Here is a 26,399-nt window from a genome sequence, read left to right on the forward strand (position 1 = left end):
GGCGGGTCGCGTGAAATCCCTCAAAGTTGTGAAATTCGTTACGGTAGCGCTGTTCCAAGGCAGCGCGGCTTTGTTATGCGCTGCACAGGCAGACAGATTGCCGGGCAGCGATGCGCAGATACGGGATAGGCTCGATGAGCAGCCAGTAGAGGTGATTCGCTTGCGCGCAGGCGAGTTGCCCGAGGTGACGCTGTCTGCCGACATCCTGTACCGCATCCTGGCGTCCGAGATCGGCGCACAGCGCGGAGTGTTCGATATTTCTTCGCGCACGATGCTGGGTCTGGCGCGCGATACGGGCGACCCCCGTCTGGCGCGACGCTCGCTGGAATTCGCGCTGGCCAACGGCAATATGCGCGGCGCACTGGAAGCCGCGCGCTACTGGAGCCGTCTGGCGCCCAATGACGCGGAAGCCAGTGCCACGGAACTGGCGCTGGCCGCAGCGGCCGGACAGACCAGCGGCCTGGGCGAGGCGCTGCGCGAACGCATCGACAAGGCGCAGGACAAGGCGGAAGCCATCGGCCAGGCCGTTGGCGTGCTGAGCCGCGTGAATGATCGCCGCATGGCCTTGCGGGTGCTGGAAACCGCGCTGGAAGGGCGTGCCCGCCAGGTGCCGGAATCCCATCTGGCCTTGTCAGACGTGGCCTTCAGCGCCGGGGAATACCAGCGTGCGCTCGAAGAGGCCAAGGCGGCCCAGGCCTATCCCGCCCTGCGCGAGGAAGGCGCATTGCGGCGCCTGCAATATGGCATCGTCGTCGATCCCGAACAGGCCGTGGCCGACACGCGTGCCTTCATCAAGACCCACCCGGGCGCTCGTAATGTGCGCCTGATGCTGGCGAGCTTCCTGTCCGAGCGCGGTGAATACGACGCGGCGCTGGAGGAAGTCCGTGACATGGCGCACCAGGCGCCGGAGGATTTCGAACTCATCTATATCCAGGCGCAGCTCAATTACCGGGCTGGTCGGCTGGATCAGGCCGATTCCCTGTTGCAGCAGTTCGTCGGTGTGCAGGCGCAGCGCCAGGAAGCGGTGGCGCCGGGCGCCAGCGATGCCGGCGAGGCGCTGGCTGATGCGCGCCTGTTGCGTGCCGCCATTGCCGAAGACCAGGGCCGTCTGGACGACGCCATCATGGAGCTGGGCCGTATCGACGACCCGGCCATGCGTTTTCCGGCGCGGTTGCGCCAGGCCAGCCTGCGGGCCAAGCAGGGCAATCTGGACGAAGCGCTGGCCATGCTGCAGTCGGTCGAGCCCATGGACGAAGACGAGCGCATGCAGCAAGTGATGCTGGGCGTGCAGTTGTTGCGTGGCGCCGGGCGGCATGAAGAAGCCGTCACCCTGCTGCGCGAAGTCGAAGCCGAAATGCCGGATTCGACGGACATCAAGTATGAACTGGCAATGGCGCTGGAGCCCCTCGACCGTATCGGCGAAATGGAACAGCTGCTGCGCGAAGTGATAGAGCTGGACCCCAGCTACGCGCATGCCTATAACGCGCTGGGCTATACCTTTGCGGAACGCAACATTCGCCTGGACGAAGCGCGCGAATTGATAGACCGGGCGCATGAGCTGTTGCCGGACAACCCCTATATTCTTGACAGCATGGGTTGGGTGCGCTACCGCCAGGGTGATGCGCTGGATGCCTTGACCTACCTGCAACGGGCCTATGCGCAAAGCCCGGAAGTCGAAATTTCCGTGCATCTGGGCGAAGTCCTGTGGGCCCTGGGCCGGCGCGGCGAAGCCAGGGCCATGTGGCGCGCTGCGGCTGCCAAGGATGCTGGCAACGAATTGCTGCGTGAAACCCTGCAACGTCTGGGGGTCAAGCTGTGAGGCTGGGCCTGCGGCGCTGCCTGGGCTACCTGCCGTTGCTGGCAGTGGCCGCCTGCGTGACGCCGCCGCCTGTCGCTGAGCAGCAATCCGATGGTTTTGCCCGAACCGGGCGCTTTGCGCTCAACGTGGAAGAAGTGGGGCGCAAGCCTGAAGCCGTCCAGGGCGGCTTTGCCTGGCGCGACGAAGGCAGCCGGCTCGTGCTCGACCTGGCGAATCCGGTGGGCAGTACGCTGGCCCGGCTGGAAGCCACAGCTGGGGGAGCGACGCTGACCCACGCCGACGGGCGGGTGGAATATGCCGCCGACGTCGAAACCCTGCTGGCCCAGGTGTTGGGCGGCCCCATGCCGGTCACGGTGCTGCGCGCCTGGTTGCGCGGCAAACTGGCCGAAGGCAGCCGGGCGGAAAATGTCGAGCGCGATGCCGACGGGCAATTAATGTCGTTTACCCAGCAAGGCTGGGAAGTGCGTCTGTGGCGCTACGATGCGCAGGGTCCGCTGAGGCTCAATGCCAAGCGCCAGGACGGCCTGCAATCCATAGACCTGCGCCTGGTTGTCCAGGCTTCCTGATTTTTCCTTTCATGCTCTACCGTCCTGGCATTTGCCTGCATGATGTACCCGCGCCGGCCAAGATCAACCTGTTCCTGCATGTCGTGGGACGCCGGGAAGACGGCTACCATTTGCTGCAGACTGCGTTCCAGTTCCTGGACCTGGCCGATACCCTGCATTTCGATCTGCGCACCGATGGCCGCATCGTGTTGCAGGATGCCACGGCCGGGGTGAAGCACGACGACAATCTCGTGGTGCGTGCGGCGCGCAACCTGCAGGCCGCCTGCGGCACGACGCTGGGCGCGGATATTCGGCTGGAAAAACGCATTCCCATGGGGGGCGGCCTGGGCGGCGGTTCCAGCGATGCGGCCAGTACCCTGATTGCGCTGAACCGCCTGTGGAACGCCGGCCTGGACCGCCAGGCCCTGATGCGCCTGGGCCTGGTGCTGGGAGCGGATGTGCCCGTTTTCCTGTTTGGCGACAACGCCTTTGCCGAGGGCGTGGGCGAAAAATTGCAGGCGCTGGTCTTGCCGCCACGCGTTTATCTGGTCCTGCGGCCGGGTGTCTCGATTCCGACAGTAGAAATATTTTCTGCAAAAGACTTGACACGTGATTCTGAGAGGATCATAATGGCGTTCTTTTCCGAGATGACGAAAACAAACGAAGGAAATATTTCCGAGTTTGGCCGGAACGATCTGGAAACGGTAGCATTCAGTCGCTACCCCGCCGTCAGGCAGGTGGCTGAGTGGATGTCCGAAGAAGGGTTCCCGGTTCGCATGTCAGGGTCTGGAAGTTGTCTTTTTGGCGAATTTCACGATCTAGACAAAGCAGTTTTGGCAGAACGGAAATTTGCCGCTAAAATGCGTGCTGTGCAGTTTCCCGGTAACGGTGAGGCTGCCCCGGTAGAGACATATGTTTGCCGGGGATTAAGCGAGCATCCATTGAAGCAGTGGGTTGTTTGAGCAGTTGGGGAGTCGCCAAGTTGGTTAAGGCACCGGATTTTGATTCCGGCATTCGAGGGTTCGAGTCCTTCCTCCCCAGCCACTAACCCATATATACCAGGCATTGACTGCAAAAAATACGCAAAGCTGTTGAACCCGCCGATTCATCATAGTTGGCTCAGTTCGACGGCTTTTTCTTTTTCTGACGTCCGGAACCGTCACCATCATGTCCTCCAACGACAGCTTCATGATTTTCACCGGCACAGCCAACCCCAGGCTTGCTGCCGATGTCGCCAGTCATCTCGATATGTCCCTCGGCAAAATGTCCGTCGGCCGTTTCTCAGACGGTGAGGTGGCAGTGGAAATCAATGAGAACGTGCGCGGCAAGGACGTATTCGTGCTGCAGCCCACCTGTGCGCCTACCAATGACAACCTGATGGAAATCATGGTCATGGTTGACGCGCTGCGCCGTGCATCGGCAGGCCGCATCACTGCCGCCATTCCCTATTTCGGCTATGCCCGCCAGGATCGCCGCCCGCGTTCGGCGCGCGTTGCCATCTCGGCCAAGGTCGTGGCCAACATGCTGCAAGTCGTGGGTGTCGATCGCGTCCTCACGATGGACCTCCACGCCGACCAGATCCAGGGCTTCTTCGACATCCCCGTTGACAACATTTACGCGTCGCCGGTGCTGCTGAAGGACATCTGGACCCACGAATTCGAGAACCTGGTGGTCGTGTCGCCCGATATCGGCGGCGTGGTCCGCGCCCGCGCGCTGGCCAAGCAGCTCGAAGCCGACCTGGCCATCATCGACAAGCGCCGCCCGCGCGCCAATGTCTCCGAAGTGATGAACATCATCGGTGAAGTGGATGGCCGCACCTGCATCATCATGGATGACATGGTGGATACTGCCGGTACGCTGTGCAAGGCTGCCCAGGCGCTCAAAGAGCGCGGCGCTGGCAAGGTCTATGCCTATTGCACGCACCCGGTGCTGTCCGGCGGCGCAGTCAAGCGCATCAGCGAATCCGAACTGGACGAACTGGTCGTGACCGATACCATCCCGCTGAGCGCGGAAGGCGCGGCCTGCGGCAAGATCCGCCAGCTGTCGTGCGCATCGCTGCTGGGCGAGACCATGCTGCGTATTTCGCACGCCGAGTCGGTCAGTTCCTTGTTTGTCGATTAAACCGTTTCTGACGGGGTGCTGGTCGCGGCACCCCGTCTTTTTGTCCGCCACACAGGGTGGCGGACGCTTACCCGGCGGTTCGCCGCCTATCAAGTCTGGAGTTATCCATGCAATTCAACGCCACTACGCGTAGCGTCCAGGGTTCGAGTGCGAGCCGCCGCCTGCGCCGCGCCGGCCGTGTTCCCGCCATCGTTTACGGCGGCACCGAACAGCCGCTGAACATCGAACTGGATCACAACGAGATCTATCACGCACTGCGCAAGGAAGCCTTCCACGCTTCCATCCTGAGCATGCAACTGGATGGCAAGAGCCACCCCGTGCTGCTGCGTTCCGTGCAATGGCACGCTTACAAGCCGCAAGTGCTGCACGTTGACTTCCAGCGCGTGCTGGCCAACGAAGCGATCACCACCAAGGTTCCCCTGAACTTCATCAACGGCGACCAATCGCCTGCCGTGAAGCTGGGCGGTGCGATGATCAGCCACGTGGTCACCGAAGTTGAAGTCAAGAGCCTGCCGGCTGACCTGCCGGCCTCCATCGACGTCGATCTGTCCAGCCTGCAATCCGGCGAATCGCTGCACGTCAGCTCCCTGGTTCTGCCTGCTGGCGTGACCGTGATCGGTGATGCTGCCCAAGTGGTCGCCACCGCCATCGTGCCGGCTGGCGGTGCCGCCGAAGGTGAAGGCGAAGGCGCAGCCGAGGCCTAATCAGCCAGAAAACGGCCGAGTGCAGGCTGGCTTGCCAAGCCTGCACTCACAGTCTGTAGAATCCCTGTCTGGCCATTTGGCCTGACAGGGATTTTTTTCATGGATACATGCGCGGCTTCCATGCGCATGACAGGAGTTGCAATGAATGCCGCGCCGATACGGCTGATCGTAGGCCTGGGAAATCCGGGGGCTGAATATGAACGTACCCGCCACAATGCCGGCTTCTGGCTGGCGGATACCTATGCCGCGGATTTGCGTGCCAGCTTTTTCGTGGAAAAAAGCTTCATGGGCGAAGTCGCCAAAGCGCGGGTGGATGGCGAAAACGTCTACCTGGCCAAGCCCATCACATTCATGAACCGTTCCGGCCAGTGTGTCGGGGCGTTGGCGCGTTTTTACAAGCTGGCGCCGGAGCAAGTCCTGGTGTTGCACGACGAGCTGGACCTGCTGCCGGGACAGGCCAAGATCAAGCAGGGCGGCGGACACGCGGGACACAATGGCTTGAAGGATATTCAGGCTGCGCTGGGCGGACCAGGTTTCTGGCGCCTGCGCATCGGCATTGGCCATCCGCGTACGCTGGGCCTGGCCCAGCAGGTCGCGGACTTCGTGTTGCACCCGCCGCGCCGCGAAGAGCAAGACCAGATCGACGACGTCCTGGCTCGCTGCCGCCCCTTGCTGCCGCACTTTCTGGCAGGGGATTTCGAGCGCGCCTTGCGCCAGTTGAACGAAGGCAAGCGCGCATGAGGCTGGTTCAGCGGCTGGACGCGAGGCGGGCTTACCTGGGCCTGGAGATGCGGCGATGAGCAGCGGGCGGCCGGCAGGCCTGGGCAATGATCTGCGTGAATTCCTGGCGTTCGTGCGGCGTCCGACGCTGGCACGCCGTCGGCCGACTGCCATGGGCCTGCCGGTGGACAATGGCCGGGCTGACTGGCTGCGGCTGCCGCGCTTGCGCCGCATGTTGCTCTGGGCCGGATTGCTATGGCTGATTTCGCTGCTGGTTTTTGCCCCTATGATCGTGGGCGTGACGGAGCGAGGCGGTGCCACGCATAGGCTGGTGCTGCATCAGTGGCTATGGTTGCACGCCATCGTCTGGGCGCCTGTGACCGAAGAGCTGGTGTTCCGCTACTGGCTGCGCCGGCCATGGCTGGGCGCGGCCTTGTTGCCGCCGCTGATCGTCGTGCTGGTCAATGGGCCGACCTGGTGGACAGGCAGCCTGCTGACGCTGGTTTTGGCCGTGCTGTGGTGGCCGCGTACGCGCCATCACGTGCCGCGTCGTGCCTGGCGGCCGTTGCGCTGGTACCGGCGTTTCTTCCCGTGGATATTCCACTTGTCGGCGCTGGGCTTTGCCAGCATGCACCTGATCAATTTCAACCTGGGGCACCTTTCCTGGTGGTTGATGCCGGTGCTGGTGCTGCCGCAATGGTTGGCGGGCCTGGCGCTGGGCTGGATACGCGTTCGCGCAGGCATAGGCGCAGCCATGGTGCTGCACGGCATCTATAACGCCGGGCCGGTCCTGGTGTTGATGCTGGTGATGTGGCTGCTTCCATCAGGCAGTATGTCTGGCATGTAACGTATTGCTGGTGCGTGCAATGCGGGTGGTTTTCAATGTGTTGTTGGCAGACAATGGCGCAGTTTCCAGTGGAGATCGGGCCTCGGTCGAACTATCATGACGCATGAAAACCGGGAGCCCCCGGAGTCGTTGCCAAGCTGATACCTAAGGAGCTGCCATGGCCAAGAAAGAAGAGTTGGATCCGGACCTGGAGGCATTGATTGCCTGGTGTGGCGAGGTAGAGAAATTGTTGGTTGAAGCTGGGGCGACACTGGCCGAAGCGCGTGCCTATATTGAAGAAGAGGCAGAGTGGTTTACCGACCAGTTCTATGAGGGCTGGACGCCGGAGCAGGCAGCCAAGGAATCCTTGAATGATTGATGGCTGTTCAATGGCCGGATATTGAAATAATGGCGCCTGCCTTTTAAGCACAACCTGGCTAAGGACCGGCCGCCGCCAACCGGCGCAGGCGCTATGCGGCCGGTTATTGGGGGAGCGTCATCCCGATGTGCGGTTTGACGGCCTGTCGGGGCAGGCCCGCGTGCTTTGTCTGCCTGCGGCATGCGCCATTTCGGTGCGAGGCTTGGCTGCTGGCCTGGACCGGCGGCGCATGCAAACCCTTATACGCGCCGGGCGAGGGGAGTCGGGAAGACCAGGGTCTGTTCAGTCGGGGCGGCGGGCCATGGGCGGTGTGCCCGAAAACCAGGGCTGTTGTCGCCCTTTGTCTGTGATCTGACGGGCAAGTTGCCGGTTTCTGTCCGGCTTTCACGCTAAAATGCCGGACAACAAACTGCTGTTCCGCCTCTATGGCCGATGCCTGTCTGCATCGGCTTTTCTTCATACAGGATTCTCATGGCTTTGCAATGTGGCATCGTCGGCCTGCCCAACGTGGGCAAATCGACGCTTTTCAATGCGCTTACCCGTGCCGGCATCGCGGCGGAAAACTATCCCTTCTGCACCATCGAGCCCAACGTCGGCGTCGTGGAAGTGCCCGACCCCCGCCTGGACAAGCTCGCGGAGATCGTCAAGCCCGAGCGCATCCTGCCGGCCACCGTCGAATTCGTGGACATTGCCGGCCTGGTGGCCGGCGCCAGCAAGGGTGAAGGCCTGGGCAACCAGTTCCTGGCCCACATCCGCGAAACCAATGCCATCGTCAACGTGGTGCGCTGCTTCGAAGACCCCAACGTCGTGCACGTTGCGGGCAAGGTAGACCCGATCGCCGACATCGAAGTCATTGAAACCGAACTGGCGCTGGCCGACCTGCAGACCGCTGAAAAAGCCCTGCACCGCTTCCAGAAAAGCGCCCGCGCCGGCGACAAGGATGCGCAGAAGCTGGTCGCCATCCTGGAAAAAGCCATCGGCGAACTCAACGAAGGCAAATCCATCCGCAGCCAGGGCTTGAGCGAAGACGACCTGAAACTGCTGGCGCCGCTGTGCTTCATCACGGCCAAGCCGGCCATGTACGTCGGCAACGTCAGTGACGACGGCTTCGACAACAACCCCATGCTGGACCGCCTGAAGGCCTACGCCGCCGAGCGCAACGCGCCGGTCGTGGCCATCTGTGCCGCCATCGAATCGGAAATCGTCGACCTGGAAGACGAAGACCGCAAGGCCTTCCTGGCCGACATGGGCATGGAAGAACCGGGCCTGAACCGCCTGATCCGCGCCGCCTTCAAGCTGCTGGGCCTGCAAACCTACTTCACCGCCGGCGTGAAGGAAGTCCGCGCCTGGACTGTACCCATCGGCGCCACCGCTCCCCAGGCTGCGGGGGTCATCCACACCGACTTCGAACGCGGCTTCATTCGCGCCCAGACCATCGCCTACGAAGACTTCATCACCTTCAAGGGTGAACAGGGCGCCAAGGATGCAGGCAAGATGCGCGCCGAAGGCAAGGAATACGTGGTGAAGGATGGCGACGTGCTGAACTTCTTGTTCAACGTCTGAGTCGCCAAGCCGTTTTCCTGATGTTTCATGAAACACCAGGAAGTCATGAAAATCCTAATAAAACCGCGCAGTTGCGCGGTTTTATTGTTTCATGATGCTGCTTCACGTTTCCCGAGCAGCCAAAGCGCGCCTGAGTACGCTAGTGAGTACAGCACTTGGATGGTGTACGAATAAGTGAGTATAGTGACGCTGTCGCCATGACAAGGAGTCAGCCACCATGCTTACCGACACGCACTGCCGCAACGCCAAGCCCAAGGAGAAGCTCTACCGCTTGAATGATCAGCGCGGGCTCTACCTCGAAGTCAAGCCCAACGGAGTCAAGGCTTGGCGATACCGCTTCACACTGGATGGCAAGGCCAGCATGTTTGCGCTTGGCGAATACCCTGCCGTTACGCTCTCTGAAGCCAGGGAACGCAGCGAGGCCGCACGCAAACTGGTCAAGCAAGGCATCAATCCCGCCCAGCAAAAGCAGCTCGACCGCATCCGGCAAGCCAGCGAAGCAAAGAACACCTTCGAGATCGTCGCCAAGGAGTGGCTGCAGACAAAGGACTGGGAAGATGTCACCAAGAACCGGCGTCTGGATATGCTGGAGCGCGTGGTGTTTCCGAGTATCGGCAGCATGCCGATTCGCGAAATAACGCCAGCCCATGTCCTGGAGATCCTGCAGAAAACAGCAAAGCGTGGCGCCCCCACGGTCGCCGCCGAGGCGCGGCGCACCATGTCCGCCGTATTCGAGTTCGCCGTCGCCACCCTGCGAGCGGACAGCGACCCGGTTTGGCCGGTACGCAAGGCGCTACCAGCAAACAAGACCCAGCACAAACCGGCGCTGAGTAAAGAGCAGATCGGCAAACTGCTGAGTGACTTCGCAAACCACCGCTGCAGCTTTCAGGTAAGTCATTGCATGCAACTGATGTGGTGGACCCTGGCGCGACCGAGCGAAGTGGCCGAGGCGGCCTGGGATGAGTTTGACCTTGAGAAGGCTGTTTGGCGCATCCCGGCGCAGCGCATGAAAGCGCGCAAGGAGCACCTCATGCCTCTACCACGTCAGGCAGTGGACATGCTCAAAGGACTGCATGCCATTACCGGCAACCGTAAGCATCTGTTTCCCGGCCGGGATGATCGCAACGCTCCCATGTCCGCCGCATCGCTTCGCCAGGCGCTCAAGGTTTTGGGGTGGAGCGGCGCCTATAGCCCACACGCCACGCGGACCAGCGGCAGTACCCGCCTTAACGAGATGGGCTACCGTCCCGATGCCATCGAAGCGCAGCTTGCCCATGCTGACCAGAACAATGTGCGTCGTACCTACAACCACGCCACCTATTTCGATGAGCGTCGCGCCATGATGCAGGAATGGGCGGACAGATTGGACGAATGGAAAGAGCAAGCACAGGCATGACCACAAAGATCATGGCTCCAGATATTCCCAACTCCGATGCCGTCGCCGAGCTGCGCACCAGAGCAGAGGCAACCTGCGACCGATATGGCGTTCAGCGCCGCGAGCAATGTGTAAATGCTTTCCTGCGGCTGGCAGAAAGTTTTCGTTGGCGTACGATGCCGCCCCCTGAAATTGAAGAAGGCACACTTGAGCAACTAAAAAGACTCCGAGATGCGGCGTCCCGGTTAAGCAAGGCGCTTCGAAGCCTGGACGAAGAGTCGGCGGCGCTATTACCCGAATTTCTGAGGAAGGACCTGCCTACCCATAAGCTGTTCTGCGAGTCGCTACACTCCGTGAGCAGGCAACTATCAGCGTCCGGAGCAAGCAGAGAACATGAGGCCAAGGAGCTGATCGCGAAGCAATTTATCGTTACCTGCCAGCAATTCAGAATTCCGATCAAGTGGAGCAAGGAGTTCGAGTACCACTCGGTGAACAGCAAGAACGAGCCATCCGCCTATCTCCTCGGCGCCATCTATGCTGCAGGCGGCATGAAGGCCGATGCTGAAACCACGCCTGCTCATCGCGCCAATCACTATCTGGGGCGTTTCAGCAAAGGATTTACCGTCGCTATCGATGGAGTTGTAGTCCGGGTGCTGCTGAAGAAAACAGTGATAGAGCCCAATCTTTACATGTCCCAGATAATGAAAGCCGTCTCCGAGGGACGTGAACCAACCCTGCCCACAAGCAGCATCCTTACGGCATCTTGCCAAGGATACGAGCTTGGATTGTCTCGGCCATTTTGTGAAACATTCTACTGGCACAGCTGAGGCCACTGCTCGACACCGGTTTGCATGCTGGGTGATTTCAGGCCCGAGAATAGGGAGTGCAGGTGACAACCGTGCTCCCTGACTTCATAACCAGATCTTTTGCATGATCCCTTCGTGTTTCAACACGTTAAGAGGAACAGCATGCAAATCATCAAGACGCAGGATGTCTGCACGAAGATCTCGGTCAGCCGGACAACCCTCTGGCGACTTTGCCAGACTGAAGATTTTCCGAAGCCAGTTCGGCTAGGCCCTGGCGGCCGTTCGATTGGCTTTTTTGCCCACGAGATCGACGCATGGCTTGAGACTCAGGCTGCGGAGCGTGAGCACGCCGGTTGTCTGGCTCACCAGAGGGCGAAGTGATGAGCCGCATCCGCGTTGACGACTCCGCCGAATACTGGTGGTCTCTGCCTTGCAGCCTGTTACGCGACTCCCGGTTGAGCTATGAAGCCCGAGGCGTGGCTTGCCACTTGCTCTCGCTAGGCCGTAACTGGCAGTTGCGCGCTGTCGCACTGCCGCGCGTGCTGCACGATCAGTCGCGAGCGAAAGGCCACCTTGGGCGAGACCTTTGCCGCCGCATCCTGCGCGAGCTTGAAGATGCCGGCTACCTGGCACGGAGGAAATTCCAGGACGAGGAAGGGCTTTGGCGATGGGAGTCCGTGTTGACTCCCGTTTCACAAAAAGTGTCACAGACATCCATGGCCGCCTTGGCCGGCGACGGAGAAACCGTGGACGGCACATCCGTCGCCGGTCAGGGCGGTGATATATGTGTAGGTGAATACAAGGAAGAAGTAGTAGTAAAAAATATAAAACCACTACTACAGACAGGGGCTGTGGATAACTCTCCGAAAACGGGAGAGGCTTCCGCGCCCTTGGACTTGTCGCACCCTTCTCTTCTGCCCTACCTGCGCGTCATAAGCGACGTAACCCGCCGCTTCGGGCCCTCGCTCACGGCAGAACAAATACAGCTTGCCGCTGACGAATTGGCTGGCGTGCTATCGGCGGCCGGCAGTGGCAAGCATGTGGGCATCCGCTCCGTCCGCTCATGGTTGCTGGCCGTGATGAATAGCGCTGTCGCGGGGGAATTCATCCCTGAGTTCGCGCCGAATATCGCCCGCTGGCGAAAGAACCGACAGGAGGCGATGGAGGCAGCGCAGTCGCGCGCTCCTGTACAACAGTCAGAAGCCGAGCGTCAAAAGACAAAGGCGGAACGCATAAAGGCCATCGCCGATTTGAAAGCGATGTTCCACGGTGAACGAAATGATCGACGCGAATGAGATGGTTGCGCTGATCGAATCGTGCCGGCACGAGATGCAAGCCATGCTTCCGGCCGATGAATTTGCCAGCTTGAGTAGCAAGACCAGGCAAGACTATCGCCAGCTCGGCCGCACGCTGTTGCAGCGTGCCCGCTACGCCGAAGGTGGGGTGGCCGAAGTCATGACGGCCACCCTGCGTCCGACAACCTTCTACAAACGCGTCGCAGCGCTTCGCTACTGCCTGTACGCCGATCTTGTCGAGCAGCTGAAAAGCCTGCGTTCCGCGCTCTCTACTCGACCTATGGACAGGTTGCAAGTAATGGCCATCCAAGCCCAATTGCAACAACAGCGTACATTTCTGCGCGAGTTCGATATAGCCCGGCAAAGCGGCCCTACCGATGAGCGCCGCAAGCGTGCCAGCAAGCGGCAAGCCTTGCGCGGCCTCCCCGGCGACTGGCGCGAGCGACTGTATCAGCGCGCTGCGAAAGGCAAGTATGCCGATGCGATTCTGGTCGCCGCGCTGACCGGCTGCCGCCCGGAAGAACTGCGGCGCGGCGTGCTCATTCGCTGGGTGAACAATCCGCGCAACGACATGGGCGAGATCAATTTCGAGATCGATGGCGCCAAGGTCAAGGCGCATCAAGGCCAGCCGCACCGCTTGATCGCCTATGGCGCACACGATCCTCATCCATTGCTGGAGGCTCTGCGCATCCGTCTAGCGGGGCGGCGGGAATTGCTCGTTTGCATTGACAGCCCGGTCAACTTCACCGTCGAAGTCCGTCGGCTAGCACGTAGCCTCTGGCCGAAGCACAAGCACGCTATCACGGCTTACTGCCTGCGCCACCAATGGGCGGCCGACCTGAAACGGCACGCGGCTGCGGGCTCAGTCAGCCAGGGGCTGGGACATGCCAGCGCCAAGACACGGCGACACTACGGGCAAGCCAATCAGGCCAGCAGCCGGCATGCCCTGCATCCCATCGCCATCGAGGCTGAGCGCTCTGTGAGGCCATCCGTGGCGCTCACAGATTCGAGCAATAAATTTGAATGCAATGTAACGCATGACTGAGTGAAGATAGACAAGCGGCCGAGAGGCGTAAAGCCATCAATTCCCGCTCATTACGGTCCTTTTGATAACAAAATGCGATGGACTGATGCGCAACGTCAATTCATCGACATAATATTGTGCGAGGCATATACTGCCCGCAAAAGCACCAACTAGCGATCATTAACCCGAAACGGCAGCCAGAATGTCCAACGAACAGCTTGCAGACCTGACCCAGCCCCAGCGCGACCGACTTGCGTTCATTGAGTTGCGCCTGCGCTTTATTGGAGAGATTCGCCGCCAAGACTTGGTGTCGCGTTTTGGCATCCAGGCGGCAGCGGCAACCCGGGACATCGGGATCTACAAGGACCTCGCCCCTGGCAACCTAGACTACGATACCAAGAACAAGGTGTATGGATACGCGGACGGCTTTACGCCCGTCTTTGACTTCCCGGCAGAGCGGGTCTTGGCGTGGCTGTCACAGGGCTTCGGTGATGGGGAGCCTTTCGCCATCAAGTCCTGGATTACCTGTGAGATCCCCTCCCGGCTCACAAAACCGGGTCTCGACACTCTCGCATGCGTCACGCGGGCCATCCACCAGGAGTGCCCCCTGAAAGTCACCTACCACTCCTTGTCGAGTGGCGAGACTGAGCGCGAGATCGTACCGTCTGCGTTAATCGACAATGGCCTGAGCTGGCATGTGCGCGCCTTCGATCGTCGCAGCAAGGATTTTCGAGACTTTGTCATCACGCGTATGCAGCGATCCGTGATGCTGAAAGAGAACGACGTCCTGCCCCATGAAAAAAGTGACCAGGACATCCAGTGGACGCGGATCGTGGAGCTGGAGCTGGTGCCTCACCCGGACCAACCGCGCCCTGAGATCGCGGAGATGGATTACGGCATGACCGGCGGCGTGGTGAAGATGAAGCTTCGGGCAGCGACTGCCGGCTACATCCTGCGCAAATGGAGCGTCGACTGCTCCGCAGACCATAGCCTTCGTGGGCCTGAGTACAGGCTTTGGCTCAAGGACCACTTGGCGTTGTACGGCGTCAAAAACGCCGTGCTGGCGCCAGGGTATGCGCCCTTGGATGCGGCCCGAGCGGGAGCGGAATGTGACTGAGCAACCGATAACACTGCCTGCGCTGGTCGCGTCGGTAGAACAAACGAATGACGAGAATTGAGATGAAAGAATCCTACCTACCGACATTGCTGCAAATGAGGATGCTCGTCGGCTTCCTTGGCGAGCGTGCTCAGTGCGCCTGGTGGCCCACGGCGTTCTATGAGTCATCGAGCAAGCTCTTCCTGGAGCCGGTCTTCTCGAAAACGTCTCGCCTTGCTCAGTACCACGGTGTGCTGGAAGCAGCCAGGCGATTGCACGACGAGCATTTGAGTGTGGGTAGCTACCACCTGTTTCGGTTGCCCGAGGAGGTTGAGCAAGACCTGCACGCGACCGTGCAAAGCAGCGTGGGAGAAGAACTCGCCAGCCAGGCACCACAAAGCAAAGAGGCTGCGCTGGATGCGTTGAAGCGATTGGCCGCTACAGGCGGCGCGTCCAGCGTCGGTCCAACGGCGGTCGGGGGCATCAAGGACCTCAATTCCACCGACACCCTGAAGGCTATCGCTGCGGCTTATCTATCGGCGTTCACGCAGAACGCCAAAACTTATCCATATCTGGTGGGGTGATCGTGGCCGACAACACGCCCTACACGACTCAGCTACAAGCAGGACTTGGACTCGTCAACGAGACCAAGACGCTGCTCGACCTGTGGTCGCCCGGCATGTCGGCGAACCAGTTGCATCAGGTCGCGCTGGAGTCGGGTCGATTCCCGACCGTGACGGCACGCCGGCTCCGCAACATCGTTGTTGAGTGCTTCGCTCCACGCTATCTCGCGGCAGGTGGCACGTCGGCGGCACATCTCAAGCGGCTGTCCGCAACGATGTCCACGGCTGACCTGACCCAGCTCATGCTCGTTTTTACGAGTCGGGCCAACCCGATCCTTGGCGACTTCGTGCGCCACGTTTACTGGGCTCGGTACGCCGGTGGATATACCCAGATCACCAATGACGACGCGCGGACCTTTGTCGAGCGCGGCATCGATGACGGCAAGACCATCAAACGCTGGTCGGAAACCACTGTGCGGCGTGTCTCCGCCTATCTGACCGGATGCTGCGCCGACTACGGAATGCTCGAACGTGGACTGCGCTCAAGCCGTCGCATCCTGCCGTTCCGTATTTCGCCAGCCGTGGCCGCTTACTTGGCCTACGAACTGCACTTTTCCGGCGTCGGTGATAACGCGCTGCTGACACACGAAGACTGGCAGCTGTTCGGCCTGGCACGCGAAGACGTGCTGGAAGAGCTCAAGCGACTTTCGCTGAAAGGGTTGCTCATCGTCCAAGCGGCGGGTGACGTGATTCGCATCAGCTGGAAACAACAAGACATGGAGGCGCTCTGCGATGTCCTCACTCAAAGCTGATTTCGACGAGTTGCGCGAGCGCATTCGGCACGGGCGCGAGCTCGGCCATGCGAGCTTCGAGCCGATCTACTACCTGGTTTTCCCACCAGAACAAATCCTCGAGGTGAAGCGGCAGACACCCGCATGGGTGGCCAAACTGCACCAAGAAGGCTGGGACGTGCACACGTTCTCCATCGCCGAACAGCTCTGGGCGCTGCTCAAAGACGACCCGTTCTGGTCGCTCTGTGTGATGGAAGACAAGTCTGCACCACTGGATTGGCCGCGTACCAACAAGGCGCTGGCGGACATCCTGACGGCGGATAACGGCCTTTTGAAGCGACTTGAGGATGCCCTGCAGCCGCTTGAAGGCCAGCAGAACGCGCTGCTCTTGGTAACGGACCTTGAGGCGCTGCATCCCTTTATGCGGATCGGTGCCATCGAGAGTCAGCTCCAGGGCAAGTTTCATGTGCCGACGATTTTTCTGTACCCCGGCGTACGAACCGGCAAGACGCGCTTGAAGTTTCTCGGCTTCTACCCGGAAGACGGCAATTACCGCTCCGTCCACGTCGGCGGCTGAACAGACAAAAGAATCCTGGGATAAACCTATGACCATTCGCTCACTCTTCGACCCAAGCAAGGACATCTACCGGACCATTGAAAAGGTCATCACCTATGGCGCCTCGCAAGAAGCTCGCCTCAAGGCTGAGATCTCCGAGTATGTGGTCACCGAGAGCATTGAGGAGCAGTTCCGCAAGCTCCTCGATCGCATGCAGCTGGCGATGGAGTCCGGTGGCGAGAATGAAGTGGGTGTTTGGGTATCGGGCTTCTATGGTTCCGGTAAGAGCTCGTTCACCAAGTACCTCGGCCTGGCGTTCGATGATCAGCGCACCATCGATGGCACGCCTTTCATCAATTACCTGCAGGATCGCCTGCACAAGCCACAGACCAAAGCGCTTCTCAGCACTGTGGCGAAGCGCTTCCCGGCAGCAGTGGTCATGCTGGACCTCGCCAGTGAAATGCTCGCCGGCGCCACGATGGAAGACGTCTCCACCGTCCTTTACTTCAAGGTGCTGCAGTGGGCCGGCTACTCGCGCAACCTCAAGGTTGCCGCCTTTGAGCGCATGATCGAGAAGGACGGCCGCACGTCGGAATTGCATGACCGCATCGCCCAGGCGCTACCTGGCGCCACCTGGGCTCGCGTCCAAAACAACCCACTGGCCATCGATGGTTTGATCCCGAAGATCGCCCATGAGATGTACCCGGCCCTCTTCCCGGAGGCCAAGTCATTCTCGTCCAGCACCGAGGGCTTCTTCCAGTTCGAAGACCAGCGCGTGCAGGAGATGATCGACATCGTCCGCGAGAAGAGCGGCAAGCAGAACATCATCTTCATCATCGACGAAGTGGGCCAGTACGTGGCCTCGCGCGACAACCTGATCCTTAACCTCGATGGTTTGGCCAAGAACCTCAAGCGCCTCGGCGATGGCAAGGTCTGGATCATCTCCACCGCGCAGCAGACACTCACTGAGGATGACCCGCGCGCAGCACTGAACTCGGACAAGCTCTACAAGCTGAAAGACCGCTTCCCAATCCAGATCGACCTGGAGTCGAGTGACATCAAGGAAATTTGCTATCGCCGTCTGCTCGGCAAATCACCGGCGGGCGAAATTGAGCTGGGCAGGCTGTTCGATGCCCATGGCCAGGCGCTGCGGCACAACACCAAGCTGCAGGACGCCAAATACTACGACGCAGACTTCAGCAAAGAGAGTTTCATCAATCTCTACCCGTTCCTGCCGGCGCACTTCGACATCCTGCTGCACTTGCTGGGCGCCCTGGCCAAGTCCACCGGCGGCATCGGCCTGCGCTCTGCGATCAAAGTGATTCAGGACGTGCTGAAAGGTGAAGGTGGCTCCAAGGCCATGGCCGATCAGCCCGTAGGCTGGCTGGCCACTACCGTCACCCTTTATGACGAACTGGAGAAGGATATTCGTAGAACTTCTGTCTATCCGGCTGCCTACAAGCTGCTGCAACGATATGAAAGTTCGGAACTGCACGCTGGGATTATCAAAACAGTCGCCATCCTTCAGATTATTCAGAACCTGCCGGTAACAATTGCGAATATTGCAGCGCTCCTCCATCCCGATATCTCTGCAGCGTCTCAACTTGAACGCATTACCGCTGCGGTCGATGAATTACTGAACGACAAATTTGCCCCATTTGGAGAGAAGGATGGGGAGCTAGTGCTTCTGAGTGAAAAGCTCAGAAATATTGAAGAAGAGCGTGGCGCCATAGCGCTGCGCACCGTGGACGTGAAGCGCATCTTCAACGATGCGCTGCGCGAGTCCTTCGATCCGCTGCCCCGTGTCAGTCTCCATGGCACGATGGCCGTGGCAACAGGCCTGAAGGTGCAGTCAGGCAGCGCTATTACCAGCCTGGCCGGCGACCAGAATACCATTCAAACGGTCGTCGAGTTGGTGCCCGCTAGTGACTACGAAACCGCAAAGAACCGGATGCTGGATGACTCCCGCAGCCGGGCGGGTCGAAACGTCATTTGGTTATTGGCGCGCTCCAATCCCGAGCTCGATGATCTGGCAAGCGAAATCTATCGCTGCCAGCGCATTGCCGAGCTGCACCGTAACGAGCCCGACCAAGAGGTCAAGGACTACTGCACCGGCCAGCTCGACCGTGCTGCCAAGCTGGCGACCCAGCTCCAGAGCAAGATCAAGCAAACCCTGCAGGCCGGCTCGTTTGTCTTCCGTGGCCAGGCCACTGCGGTATCGGCGCTGGATGCCGACTTGCTGGAAGCGGCCAAGAAGCTGCTCTCCGATGTGGCCGACCAGGTTTTCGACCGCTATGTCGAAGCACCGGTACGCGCCGGCACCGACACCGCTGAGAAATTCCTGAAAGTCGCTAACCCCGCTGCTATCAGCAGCAGCCTTGACCCGCTTGGCCTCGTGCAAACCGTGGCGGGCCGCGCCTCGTTCAAAACTGACCATAAGGCGATGATCAGCATCCGCGACTACATCGACAAGCGCGGTACCGTCGACGGCAAGCGCCTGCTCGACGATTTCAACAGCGATCCGTTTGGCTGGTCGCCAGACACGACGCGCTACATCGTGGCCGCCATGCTCATGGCGGGTGAAATCAAGCTCAAGGTCTCCGGGCGTGAAGTCACGGCCGCAGGACAGCAGGCAATCGATGCGCTGAAGACCAACAACTCCTTCAAGCAGATCGGTGTCGCGCTGCGTGACGAGCGCCCGTCCATCGAAACGCTCGGGCGCGCCGCTGAGCGACTCACCGAGCTGGTCGGTGACATGGTCATCCCGCTGGAACAAGAGATCAGCAAGGCGGCGGCGAAGCATTTTCCGCGCTTCCAGCACGACTATGGCTCCTTGGCCGAAAAGCTCAGCGGCCTAGGGCTGGCGGGCAGTGACCGCATTCGCACCTTGAACCAGGACATTGCCGACGTCCTGTTCACCGACGCATCCGACGCTCCCCAGCGCCTGGGCGCTGAAACCTCGGCGATTTACGACAACCTCAAGTGGGCGCTTGAAGTAAAGCGCGTGCTCGACAACGGGCTCGATGCCACCCTTCGGGATCTTCAAGCCCATCGCCGTGACATCGAAGCCTTGCCGGATACCGGTGTGCCAGGGGAGCTGCGCCGCGAACTTGCCGAAGACCTGTTAACCCTGTCGGAGCGCTTGGGCAAGGAGGACTTCTACAAGCACGCCGCTGACTTCAATTCGCAGCTCACTCATCTGAAGGGCCGCGTGCGTGACGCCGTCATCACACTCTCCGACCAGCAGAAACTGCGCTTGAAGGAAGGCATTGAGGACCTGCAGCGCCTCCCCGAATGGGAAGAACTCACCCAGGAGGAACGTGGCAACGCCGTGAATCGTCTGGACGGGCTCGCCCTGGCAGCCACGCAGGATCTGGCTGGACTCAAGAAACTGTTGGCCCGTGACTACGACATCAACAGCACCCTCGACGACCTGAAGCGGTCGATCCAACGGCAGGGCCAAGAGCGCCTGCGTCAACGCATGGAGGAAGAGCGGGCCAAGTCAGGCGAGAAAGGTCCCGCCAAGCTCACCAAGTCGATCGCCGTGCCGATGAAGATCACCTCGGCAGCAGACATCGATGCGCTGATTCAGCAGCTTCATGAAGTCAAGGCTCAGGTCGCACTGTATGCCGAGATCGAAGTGTCTCTTGTTGTGGGTGAGTAGCCGGGAACGGATGGGAGCTAAGCATGGAGCTGACTACTGAATCTAGGCAACACATCGAGCAGGTCGCTGGCGAGGCGCTCACCCAGCTCGACAGCATCGCTACAGCTGCAAAACGCAATCTGGACGATGGGCGAGCGCTGGGCTCAGATGCCTTGGCGAGCGTCAATACGATGACATCCAGTTCGGCCATCCAGAAATTGGAGCAGATCAGCCAGGCCAATCGACAGAGCTATCAGATCTTGGCGGCTGAGCCTGCGATCGCCCGTGTCGTCGTTGTGGATGAGGAAGGCAAAGAGCGCACCTATTACATCTGCCGAACCACGCCGGTTTCGGGTTTCCAGAATCTGGCCAGTTACCGCGCCCCAGTCGGGCGCTTGGCATCTTTGGCGATCGGGGCTGAATTCACCCTTCCCAATGGCACCGTTGTCGAGGTCTTGGAGCGCGCCCAACTCAGGCCCGCCGCACTGGCAGACGGCTGGGATTCGCGCGATACCGTGGTGGAAGCCGAGCATTTCGGCCCACTCACTATCGAGTCGCTGCGAGCGCTACTGACTGAGGTTGCCGGAGAAGAAGTCACCGAAGACCTTTTGGGTCAACTGCTGGCTGAAGAAACCGTCAAGGCCAACATCATCGACGGCGTGCGCCGCAGCGTCATCACCAAGATGGGGCTGCGCGATCAGCCTGTTCTGGATCAGTACCAGGATGAGATCTTCCGTCTTCCCCTCGATAAGCGCTTGCTGATTCTTGGCCCGCCAGGTACCGGTAAGACGACGACCTTGATCCGCCGCCTTGGCCAAAAGCTCGACACCGCCTTCCTGGAAGAAGACGAACAACGTCTGGTTGAAATGGTGGCCACTGCCCAGGGCGTCGCGCACGCCAACAGTTGGCTGATGTTCACGCCCACCGAATTGCTCAAGCAGTACCTCAAGGAGGCTTTTGCTCGTGAGGGCGTTCCCGCCTCCGATCTGCGCATCAGAACCTGGCAGGACTACCGCCGAGAGTTGGCCAGGAACGCTTTTGGCGTCCTCAGAACCGCGTCGGGCGGCGGCACCTTTGTCCTGAAAGACAGCCTGCCAAGCCTGAACGCAGAGGCACTGGATCGCCCGATTCAGTGGTTCGACGACTTCAACACGTGGCAGCGCAACGCCTACGTGCAAGAGCTGCATGAAGCCGCCAACATGCTCCGCGAAGCCAAGGCGCCAGAAGTCCAGAGCTTGGGCGAGCGGCTGCACAGCATCCTGACGCAAGCAAGCGATGGCGCGCTGGCGTCCACCTTCGCATCGCTAGCAGCCGAGCTCCCCAAAGTACAGGCGCTCGTCGCCAGCCTGAAAGAAGCTTCTGACGGCAAGATCAAGGCAGCGCTCAACCTCCAGCTCAATCGCAATCGGGCGTTCCTTGATGAGTTGGCGCGCTTCATCGACGGCCTGCAGCAAGCCCAGACCACCGATGCCGACGAACAAGACGAGCTTGATGCTGATGAGGAAGAAGACACCACAGCACCGCGCACCGGTCGTGCCGCCGCTCTCACCGCTTACATGCAAGCGGTGAGAGCCCAAGCCCGATCTGCAGCCTCAAAGCGTACGGTCAGCAAGACGTCGCGTAACGGCAAAATCATCGAGTGGCTGGCCGATCGCGGCCTGACGGAAACCGATCGCGCGGAGGTGGGTGCGAGCCTACTGGTGCAAACCAACGCGCGCCGCTTCGTGAACCCGGTCAAGCGCTATCTCGACGGCATTCCCAAGCGCTACCGCGCGTTCCGGCGCGAACGCCAGCAAGCCGGGAGCTGGTATCGCAACGAAGGCTTCGAAGCCCGCGATATCCATCCGCTCGAACTGGACATTGTGCTGCTCGCCATCCTGCGCGCCGCAGGCGACTTGATCAGCCGGCCCAACGTGCAGCGCGATATCGACAGCCCCGCTTGGTCGGCACTCCAGCCCATCCTGGGGCACTACCGCAACCAGGTTTTGGTGGATGAAGCGACCGACTTTTCGCCTATCCAGCTGGCCTGCATGGCCGCCCTGGCGCATCCACGGCTGCGCTCGTTCTTTGCCTGCGGCGACTTCAATCAACGTCTGACCACCTGGGGTGCGCGATCCGCCGACGAAATGAAGTGGATCTTTGCCGACTTCGACATCAAGGAGATCACTGTCTCCTACCGGCAGAGCAAGCAACTGAACGATCTGGCTCGCGCCATGATTCGCACTGTCGGCGGCACCGAGCAGAACGTCAGCTTGCCTGCGCATGTGGACAGTGGTGGCGTAGCGCCCGCGCTCCTGGAGCACGCAACGGACACAGCAATCGTTGTCAGTTGGCTGGCAGACCGCATCCGAGAAATAGAGCGTTTCGTCGGCCAGCTGCCGTCCACCGCCATCTTTGTGAATGCCGAAGACGATGTGGCACCGGTGGCTGAGGCGCTGAACGAAGCCCTGTCCGAACACAACATCCAGGTCATTGCCTGCCGCGAGGGTCAGGCGGTCGGCCAGGAAAGCAACGTGCGCGTCTTCGACATCCAGCACATCAAGGGGCTGGAGTTCGAAGCGGTGTTCTTCGTAGGCATCGACCAGCTCGCCGCGCTGCATCCAGCGCTTTTCGACAAATATCTGTACGTGGGCACCACGCGTGCGGCCACTTACCTGGGCGTGACCTGCAACGGCGCCTTGCCACCCGCCATCGAGAGCCTGCGCTCTCACTTTGGCCAGGACTGGCAAGCGCCCGAATCACTCCAAGCGGTCACAGAACAATAGGAATCGATTGATGGCCTTCGACCAAACAACAAGAAACCGTCTGCAGCGCTTCGTCAACGATGCGCGCCGCGTGCTGGAAGAGGAATTCACCCGCCAGCTGCAGAACGACTACGGCATGGACCCGAACGCGGGCACTGTGGCGGAGCTGGCCAGCCTGCGCCACATCAACGATGCGCAGCGCGAAACCGCCCGCATCCTGCGCGACACCCTGGCGCACTACACCGCCAGTGGCGACATGAACGCCACCCAAGGGCTGGATCGGATCGTGCGTGAGCAGGCCTTCACCGTGCTCAACCGACTGGCGGCGCTGCGCATGGCCGAGGCGCGTGGCCTGCTGGTCGAATCAGTGGGCAACGGTTTCCAGGCCAAGGGCTTCCAACTCTACGCGCGCTTGGCCGGCACCGGTCTGGGCGAAACCGGCGATGCCTATCGCGTGTATCTGTTCAGCGTGTTCGATGAGCTCGCGCAAGACCTGCCGGGCCTGTTCGACCGCTACTCACCGCAGGGCCGGCTTTTCCCGCGCGAGGCGGCGCTGTTGCAAGTGCTGAACCTGATCAACGATGCCGACATCGCCCCGCTGTGGAGCGAAGATGAAACCATCGGCTGGATCTACCAGTACTTCAACTCCAAGGAAGAGCGTAAGGCGATGCGCGATGCCAGTCAGGCACCGCGCAACAGCCGAGAACTGGCGGTACGCAACCAGTTCTTCACGCCGCGCTATGTGGTTGAGTTCCTGGTGGACAACACCCTCGGGCGACTCTGGTTCAACGCCACGGGCGGGGCCACCGGCCTGCGCGAGCGCTGCCAATACCTGCTGGTGAAGCCGGACGAAATGCCGCAAGCCGCTACCAAGCTGCGTGACCCGCGCACCCTCAAGCTCCTGGACCCAGCCTGCGGCTCCATGCACTTTGGCCTCTATGCCTTCGATCTGTTCGCCGAGATTTACCGTGAAGCCTGGGCCTGGGAGCAGCAACATGGCCCTGGCTCGTTGGATGTTTCCACCCAGCCACAGGCTGCGTTCAAACCATTAAGCCAGACCTACGAGGACGAGGCGGCATTTCTGCGCGACGTCCCGCGTCTGATCATCGAACACAACATCTACGGCGTGGATATCGACCCGCGCGCCGCGCAAATCGCCTCGCTGGCGCTGTGGCTGCGGGCCCAGCGCGCCTGGCACGATGCCGGGGTGAAGGCCAAAGACCGCCCGCTGATCGGGAGGGGTCATGTGGTCGCCGCCATTGCGCCGCCGGCGGAACGTGAGCTGCGCCAGCAGTTCGTGGCCAACCTCGATCAGCGCGACGCCGAGCTGTTCGAGAAGACCCTACAAATGCTCAAGGGTCTGCCGGAGCTGGGTGTTCTGCTCCAGGTCGAGCGCGAGCTGCCTCACTTGATCCGCCAGGTTTATGTGGGCAAAGGTACCGGCCTGTTTGCTGCGCAGGAGCAGGAGAACTGGCAGCAGGCGGAGGCGCGTTTGCGCACGGCACTCACCGAGTTCGCTCAGGCAGCCAAGTCAACATATCAGGGACGCCTTTTTGCACAGGATGCCCTGCAAGGACTGCGGCTCATCGACCTGTGCCGTGAAGTGTTCGACGTGGTGGTTATGAATCCTCCATTTGGAGAGCCTAGTCTCGGGGTCAAAAGTGCGCTTGTTTCTGCATACCCACGATCGAGAAACGATTTGCTCACAATCTTTGTCGAGCGAGGTCTTGGTTTGCTGAGGGCTGGAGGCCGACTAGGGTCCATAACCTCTAGGACCTGTTTTTTCCTATCCAGCTACCAGCAGTGGCGAGAAGAAATTGTCCTCAATATGGCGCGCCCAGCGGTCATGATAGATCTCGGTCATGGGGTCATGGATGACGCCATGGTGGAAGCAGCAGCATACGTGTTGGAGAAACAATAATGACTCTATTCATACGCCTGCTCGCTGACCAGGATAAACAACAAGCGCTTTTTGCCGCCGTGAATTCCTTTCGACATGGAGAGACAAGAAATAGCTTCTACGAAGTTGCTCCAGAAGATTTTTCAGATATCCCTGGGTCATCCTTTGCCTACTGGGTAACCAAGAATATCCGAAATGCATTTACAGCTTTTCCCGCATTTAGCACCGGTCGGACTAATGCATGCATCACAAATCCCGCTGGCGACGATAAGCGCTATATCCGCACCTGGTGGGAGATTAATCCATCCCGAAGGCCGAATCTCTCCTGGCGACCGATTGCAAAGGGGGGAAGCTACAGCCCGTTCTATTATGACGTTCACTTGGTTGTGGCTTGGAATCCTCAGCGTGAGACGTACCTTGGATTTATCGGAACAGAGCATAGACCTCTAGAAAAGCCTGCCTCGGTAGACTTCTTCTTCAGGCCAGGAATTACTTGGCCAAGTCGGACACAGGAATTTGGCCCGAGGGTGATGCCATCCGGTTGTGTGTTCACCGGCAAAGGTCCTGCCGCCTTTGATTTAGAGAACAGCGCGAAGCACCTGCTCGCCAACTGCGCTTTGATGAACTCAACGCCCTTTAAAGCGTTGGTTGGCACCAGGCTTAACGCTGCGGACTCAACTGCGAGATCGTTTGAAGTTGGGATTATTCAAAAGACGCCAGCGCCAGATTTAAGAGGCGACGTCCGAGATGCGCTTGCGCAACTTGCGAAAGAGGCTTGGTCCCTCCGATACGTCATGGACACTGTCGAAGAGACGTCACACGCGTTTTTATTGCCCGCTGCTTTGCGGACACGCGTTTTCGAGTCTTCCACGTTAAGCGCCGAGCTGGATCTGAGTCGTATTCAAGCTGATATTGATTTGATCGCCTTTGATATTTATGGCTTTACTGAAAAAGACCGCGAGGCCATCTCTCAGATTGTCATTGATGCCTCAGACGATGCAAGTAGCGACAAAGAGGACGAAGATGATGTAATCAGTCTGCCTGCTGATGCTGAGTCAACGCTGCTTTCGTGGGCCGCCGGCTGCTCTTTTGGCCGTTTTGATTGGCGCCTAGCCACTGGCGAACGTAAGGCACCATCGGCCCCTGATCCCTTCGATCCACTACCGGCCAAGAGCCCTGGTATGTTGCCCGAAGGTACGGCGCCGTTTCATACGCACTCTGGCATCTTGGTCGACGACCAAGGGCATCCACATGACCTCGCGCGTCTGGTCGAAGAGGTGTTGGCCCGCGTGGATGTCGCGGTGCCGGAAGATGTGCGCCGCTGGCTGCAACGCGACTTCTTCGCCTTCCATCTGCAGCGCTATTCCAAGAGCCGCCGCAAAGCGCCCATTTACTGGCCACTCTCTACGACCTCTGGCGGCTACACGCTATGGGTCTATTACCCCAGCCTCACCAGCCAGACGCTGTACACCGCTATCAACGACTTCGTTGAGCCCAAGCTCAAACAGGTCGGCGCTGACGTGACGGCGCTGCGCAACAAGGGTTCGGCCCGCACGCGCGATGACGAGAGACAGTTTGAGGCACTGCAGGCCTTCGAACTGGAGTTGATGGAGCTGCGCGACACTTTGCTCAAGCTCGCGCCAACCTACAAACCCAACCACGACGATGGCGTGCAGATTAGCGCCGCACCGCTGTGGCCGCTGTTCCGTCACAAGCCCTGGCAGAAGGTGCTCAAGGACACCTGGGCGAAGCTGGAAAAAGGCGACTACGACTGGGCGCACCTGGCCATGAACTACTGGCCGGAGCGCGTGCGCGAGAAGTGCAAGACCGACAAGTCGCTCGCCATCGCGCACGGCCTAGAAGATTTGTACATCGAGCCCGAAGCAGCGCCGAAGAAGGCGCGCGGCAGAAAGAAAAAAGAGGAGTGAG

The 26,399-nt window shown here is 60.1% G+C and carries 22 protein-coding genes and 1 tRNA gene; all 23 read left to right on the plus strand.

Translation table 11 applies throughout. From position 1 onward, the window contains the following. The first annotated feature begins 10 nt into the window (after positions 1 to 10). The 23 genes from ACEW7X_RS03015 (at position 11) to ACEW7X_RS03125 (ending at position 26,398) form a co-directional block, all read left to right on the plus strand. The gene (locus ACEW7X_RS03015; protein WP_238591451.1) at positions 11 to 1,819 is read left to right on the plus strand and encodes a tetratricopeptide repeat protein; all 1,809 of its coding nucleotides are present in this window, start codon (positions 11 to 13) and stop codon (positions 1,817 to 1,819) included. Next, on the plus strand, positions 1,816 to 2,385 hold the full coding sequence (lolB, locus tag ACEW7X_RS03020) for a lipoprotein insertase outer membrane protein LolB (protein WP_068375218.1): 570 nt from the start codon (positions 1,816 to 1,818) through the stop codon (positions 2,383 to 2,385). Before ACEW7X_RS03015 ends, lolB begins: the two co-directional genes overlap by 4 nt. Positions 2,386 to 2,414: 29 nt before the next feature. Continuing rightward, on the plus strand, positions 2,415 to 3,326 hold the full coding sequence (gene ispE, locus ACEW7X_RS03025; protein ID WP_068375287.1) for a 4-(cytidine 5'-diphospho)-2-C-methyl-D-erythritol kinase: 912 nt from the start codon (positions 2,415 to 2,417) through the stop codon (positions 3,324 to 3,326). A gap of 5 nt (positions 3,327 to 3,331) precedes the next feature. Continuing rightward, positions 3,332 to 3,408 (plus strand) — tRNA-Gln (locus ACEW7X_RS03030). A 144-nt stretch (positions 3,409 to 3,552) separates the two neighbouring features. Then, positions 3,553 to 4,485 carry a ribose-phosphate pyrophosphokinase gene (locus tag ACEW7X_RS03035; RefSeq protein ID WP_068375284.1) on the plus strand — a complete coding sequence of 311 codons (933 nt, stop codon included), beginning with the start codon at positions 3,553 to 3,555 and terminating at the stop codon, positions 4,483 to 4,485. A gap of 107 nt (positions 4,486 to 4,592) precedes the next feature. Continuing rightward, positions 4,593 to 5,189 carry a 50S ribosomal protein L25/general stress protein Ctc gene (locus tag ACEW7X_RS03040; protein ID WP_068375215.1) on the plus strand — a complete coding sequence of 199 codons (597 nt, stop codon included), beginning with the start codon at positions 4,593 to 4,595 and terminating at the stop codon, positions 5,187 to 5,189. Positions 5,190 to 5,330: 141 nt separating this feature from the next. Then, a complete protein-coding gene (pth, locus tag ACEW7X_RS03045; RefSeq protein ID WP_068375212.1) occupies positions 5,331 to 5,930 on the plus strand; it encodes an aminoacyl-tRNA hydrolase in 600 nt (199 codons plus the stop codon). 55 nt (positions 5,931 to 5,985) lie between these two features. After that, complete coding sequence (locus ACEW7X_RS03050) at positions 5,986 to 6,756, plus strand: type II CAAX prenyl endopeptidase Rce1 family protein (RefSeq protein ID WP_130487664.1); 771 nt, start codon at positions 5,986 to 5,988, stop codon at positions 6,754 to 6,756. A 157-nt stretch (positions 6,757 to 6,913) separates the two neighbouring features. Then, positions 6,914 to 7,114, plus strand: a complete 201-nt coding sequence (locus ACEW7X_RS03055) for a hypothetical protein (protein WP_127773201.1) — start codon at positions 6,914 to 6,916, stop codon at positions 7,112 to 7,114. A gap of 471 nt (positions 7,115 to 7,585) precedes the next feature. Then, a complete protein-coding gene (gene ychF, locus ACEW7X_RS03060) occupies positions 7,586 to 8,677 on the plus strand; it encodes a redox-regulated ATPase YchF (protein ID WP_068375184.1) in 1,092 nt (363 codons plus the stop codon). A gap of 217 nt (positions 8,678 to 8,894) precedes the next feature. Then, the gene (locus ACEW7X_RS03065) at positions 8,895 to 10,073 is read left to right on the plus strand and encodes an integrase arm-type DNA-binding domain-containing protein (RefSeq protein WP_253104107.1); all 1,179 of its coding nucleotides are present in this window, start codon (positions 8,895 to 8,897) and stop codon (positions 10,071 to 10,073) included. Continuing rightward, positions 10,070 to 10,879 (plus strand): hypothetical protein, encoded by an 810-nt coding sequence (locus ACEW7X_RS03070; RefSeq protein WP_253104103.1) that lies wholly within the window; start codon positions 10,070 to 10,072, stop codon positions 10,877 to 10,879. Before ACEW7X_RS03065 ends, ACEW7X_RS03070 begins: the two co-directional genes overlap by 4 nt. Positions 10,880 to 11,020: 141 nt before the next feature. Further along, entirely contained in the window at positions 11,021 to 11,239 is a 219-nt protein-coding gene (locus ACEW7X_RS03075) for an AlpA family phage regulatory protein (RefSeq protein ID WP_253104100.1), read from the plus strand. Continuing rightward, entirely contained in the window at positions 11,239 to 12,153 is a 915-nt protein-coding gene (locus tag ACEW7X_RS03080) for a hypothetical protein (RefSeq protein ID WP_420177590.1), read from the plus strand. Before ACEW7X_RS03075 ends, ACEW7X_RS03080 begins: the two co-directional genes overlap by 1 nt. Beyond that, the gene (locus tag ACEW7X_RS03085) at positions 12,137 to 13,198 is read left to right on the plus strand and encodes a site-specific integrase (protein ID WP_420177591.1); all 1,062 of its coding nucleotides are present in this window, start codon (positions 12,137 to 12,139) and stop codon (positions 13,196 to 13,198) included. The genes ACEW7X_RS03080 and ACEW7X_RS03085 overlap by 17 nt, the downstream gene beginning before the upstream one ends. Before the next feature lie 181 nt (positions 13,199 to 13,379). Next, positions 13,380 to 14,294: a WYL domain-containing protein gene (locus ACEW7X_RS03090; protein WP_253104091.1), complete on the plus strand. Its 915-nt coding sequence runs from the start codon at positions 13,380 to 13,382 to the stop codon at positions 14,292 to 14,294. A gap of 62 nt (positions 14,295 to 14,356) precedes the next feature. After that, positions 14,357 to 14,857, plus strand: a complete 501-nt coding sequence (locus ACEW7X_RS03095; RefSeq protein WP_253104089.1) for a BrxE family protein — start codon at positions 14,357 to 14,359, stop codon at positions 14,855 to 14,857. 2 nt (positions 14,858 to 14,859) lie between these two features. After that, positions 14,860 to 15,648: a DUF1819 family protein gene (locus ACEW7X_RS03100; protein ID WP_415359121.1), complete on the plus strand. Its 789-nt coding sequence runs from the start codon at positions 14,860 to 14,862 to the stop codon at positions 15,646 to 15,648. Further along, on the plus strand, positions 15,629 to 16,204 hold the full coding sequence (locus tag ACEW7X_RS03105; protein ID WP_021263471.1) for a BREX protein BrxB domain-containing protein: 576 nt from the start codon (positions 15,629 to 15,631) through the stop codon (positions 16,202 to 16,204). Before ACEW7X_RS03100 ends, ACEW7X_RS03105 begins: the two co-directional genes overlap by 20 nt. A 28-nt stretch (positions 16,205 to 16,232) precedes the next feature. Continuing rightward, positions 16,233 to 19,847 carry a BREX system P-loop protein BrxC gene (gene brxC, locus ACEW7X_RS03110; protein ID WP_253104083.1) on the plus strand — a complete coding sequence of 1,205 codons (3,615 nt, stop codon included), beginning with the start codon at positions 16,233 to 16,235 and terminating at the stop codon, positions 19,845 to 19,847. 23 nt (positions 19,848 to 19,870) lie between these two features. Beyond that, positions 19,871 to 22,591: an ATP-binding domain-containing protein gene (locus tag ACEW7X_RS03115; RefSeq protein ID WP_253104080.1), complete on the plus strand. Its 2,721-nt coding sequence runs from the start codon at positions 19,871 to 19,873 to the stop codon at positions 22,589 to 22,591. A 10-nt stretch (positions 22,592 to 22,601) separates the two neighbouring features. Further along, complete coding sequence (locus ACEW7X_RS03120) at positions 22,602 to 24,491, plus strand: BREX-1 system adenine-specific DNA-methyltransferase PglX (protein WP_253104077.1); 1,890 nt, start codon at positions 22,602 to 22,604, stop codon at positions 24,489 to 24,491. After that, the gene (locus tag ACEW7X_RS03125; protein WP_253104074.1) at positions 24,491 to 26,398 is read left to right on the plus strand and encodes a BREX-1 system adenine-specific DNA-methyltransferase PglX; all 1,908 of its coding nucleotides are present in this window, start codon (positions 24,491 to 24,493) and stop codon (positions 26,396 to 26,398) included. The genes ACEW7X_RS03120 and ACEW7X_RS03125 overlap by 1 nt, the downstream gene beginning before the upstream one ends. Position 26,399: the final 1 nt, after the last annotated feature.

The sequence above is a fragment of the Kerstersia gyiorum genome (assembly GCF_048595715.1).
GTDB lineage: Bacteria > Pseudomonadota > Gammaproteobacteria > Burkholderiales > Burkholderiaceae_B > Kerstersia > Kerstersia gyiorum.

Excerpts from the sequence above, each read along its gene's own strand:
- ACEW7X_RS03035 (WP_068375284.1), top strand. The coding sequence starts at position 3,553 with ATGATTTTCACCGGCACAGCCAACCCCAGGCTTGCTGCCGATGTCGCC.
- ACEW7X_RS03040 (WP_068375215.1), top strand. The coding sequence starts at position 4,593 with ATGCAATTCAACGCCACTACGCGTAGCGTCCAGGGTTCGAGTGCGAGC.
- pth (WP_068375212.1), top strand. The coding sequence starts at position 5,331 with ATGAATGCCGCGCCGATACGGCTGATCGTAGGCCTGGGAAATCCGGGG.
- ACEW7X_RS03050 (WP_130487664.1), top strand. The coding sequence starts at position 5,986 with ATGAGCAGCGGGCGGCCGGCAGGCCTGGGCAATGATCTGCGTGAATTC.
- ACEW7X_RS03055 (WP_127773201.1), top strand. The coding sequence starts at position 6,914 with ATGGCCAAGAAAGAAGAGTTGGATCCGGACCTGGAGGCATTGATTGCC.
- ychF (WP_068375184.1), top strand. The coding sequence starts at position 7,586 with ATGGCTTTGCAATGTGGCATCGTCGGCCTGCCCAACGTGGGCAAATCG.
- ACEW7X_RS03065 (WP_253104107.1), top strand. The coding sequence starts at position 8,895 with ATGCTTACCGACACGCACTGCCGCAACGCCAAGCCCAAGGAGAAGCTC.
- ACEW7X_RS03070 (WP_253104103.1), top strand. The coding sequence starts at position 10,070 with ATGACCACAAAGATCATGGCTCCAGATATTCCCAACTCCGATGCCGTC.
- ACEW7X_RS03075 (WP_253104100.1), top strand. The coding sequence starts at position 11,021 with ATGCAAATCATCAAGACGCAGGATGTCTGCACGAAGATCTCGGTCAGC.
- ACEW7X_RS03080 (WP_420177590.1), top strand. The coding sequence starts at position 11,239 with ATGAGCCGCATCCGCGTTGACGACTCCGCCGAATACTGGTGGTCTCTG.
- ACEW7X_RS03085 (WP_420177591.1), top strand. The coding sequence starts at position 12,137 with ATGATCGACGCGAATGAGATGGTTGCGCTGATCGAATCGTGCCGGCAC.
- ACEW7X_RS03090 (WP_253104091.1), top strand. The coding sequence starts at position 13,380 with ATGTCCAACGAACAGCTTGCAGACCTGACCCAGCCCCAGCGCGACCGA.
- ACEW7X_RS03095 (WP_253104089.1), top strand. The coding sequence starts at position 14,357 with ATGAAAGAATCCTACCTACCGACATTGCTGCAAATGAGGATGCTCGTC.
- ACEW7X_RS03105 (WP_021263471.1), top strand. The coding sequence starts at position 15,629 with ATGTCCTCACTCAAAGCTGATTTCGACGAGTTGCGCGAGCGCATTCGG.
- brxC (WP_253104083.1), top strand. The coding sequence starts at position 16,233 with ATGACCATTCGCTCACTCTTCGACCCAAGCAAGGACATCTACCGGACC.
- ACEW7X_RS03115 (WP_253104080.1), top strand. The coding sequence starts at position 19,871 with ATGGAGCTGACTACTGAATCTAGGCAACACATCGAGCAGGTCGCTGGC.
- ACEW7X_RS03120 (WP_253104077.1), top strand. The coding sequence starts at position 22,602 with ATGGCCTTCGACCAAACAACAAGAAACCGTCTGCAGCGCTTCGTCAAC.
- ACEW7X_RS03125 (WP_253104074.1), top strand. The coding sequence starts at position 24,491 with ATGACTCTATTCATACGCCTGCTCGCTGACCAGGATAAACAACAAGCG.